The sequence below is a fragment of the Parasediminibacterium schistidii genome, assembly GCF_046546515.1.
In the GTDB taxonomy this organism is placed as follows: Bacteria; Bacteroidota; Bacteroidia; order Chitinophagales; family Chitinophagaceae; genus Parasediminibacterium.
In genome coordinates this window covers 1-1083 of sequence record NZ_JBKHKJ010000085.1, presented here as the reverse complement: position 1 = coordinate 1083, position 1083 = coordinate 1, and the positions used below count along the sequence as shown (strand labels likewise).

General features: G+C 44.5%; 1 protein-coding gene. It reads left to right on the top strand.

All coding sequences use genetic code 11. From position 1 onward, the window contains the following. Nucleotides 1-80 precede the first annotated feature (80 nt). Nucleotides 81-1028, top strand: a complete 948-nt coding sequence (locus ACHFIY_RS19255; RefSeq protein ID WP_410847759.1) for an IS5 family transposase — start codon at nt 81-83, stop codon at nt 1026-1028. The last annotated feature ends 55 nt before the right edge of the window (nt 1029-1083 follow it).

Sequence of the window (1083 nt, the reverse complement as noted above, 5' to 3'; positions counted from 1 at the left end):
TTTGTTTCGTGAATACACAATAAAAGTGTAGTAAAAAGCGTTTTATAGTTACGAGCAAATAAAACAACTTGTTTACCCCCTTGAGCAATGATAAGCATAAAGTCAGGAATTGGAGCGAATACAATACAAGTTTAGAAAAAAGAGGCGATATCAACATTTGGGTTCCTGCCGATTTGGTTGAAACTTGGCAGGTGGTTTATGCTGATAAAGATATCCGTCTCAAAGGTGGGCAGCCTGTTTACAGCGATGCGGCCATGTTGTTTTGCTTGACGGTTAAATATGTGTACAAGCTGCCTTATCGTGGCAACAAGGGTTTTATATCCAGTTTGTTTAAGTTGATGCGGCTCTCTTTGCCCGTGCCTAGTTACTCGCAAGTATGCAAGCGGGGCCAGGTATTGGATTTCATGCAGCTAGTTGGCGACAGCAAAAAAGCAACGGACATAGCCATAGACAGCACAGGGTTGAAAGTATATGGGGAAGGGGAATGGAAAGTCCGCAAGCATGGCGCAAGCAAACGCCGCACTTGGATGAAGTTACACCTGGGGATAGATGTAGAAACACAAGAAATAGTAGGTGTTGAATTGACAGAAAATAAGGTTGATGATGCCGCTTGCGTGGCGCCCATCCTAGAATCTATAGCAGCAACAGGCCGGGGCGTCAAAAGTTTCCGGGGCGATGGGGCTTACGACAAAACCAAAGTAAGGAAGGTTTTGCATGGTGCTGGCATTAAACAAATCATACCCCCACAAGAAAATGCCGTGGCAAGGACTGGCAAAAAGGCGTGGATGGGGGAACGTGATGCCGCAATTGAGCAAATAAAAAAAACAGGTCTGGAAGACTGGAAAACAACTGCAGGGTACCACAAGCGGAGCTTGGCAGAAACAGCCATGTTCAGGTACAAAACAATCCACGGCGGGGTTCTCTGTTCGAGGATAATGGAAAATCAAAAAACAGAAGTAAACATAAAATGTAAAGTGTTAAACGTGTATCGTGGCATCGCTGTGCCCAATAGCTACAAAGTAGCTTAATAAAAAGGGGGTATGGGGGTTTTAGACAAATAGCGCTTATTCACGAAACAAAGCC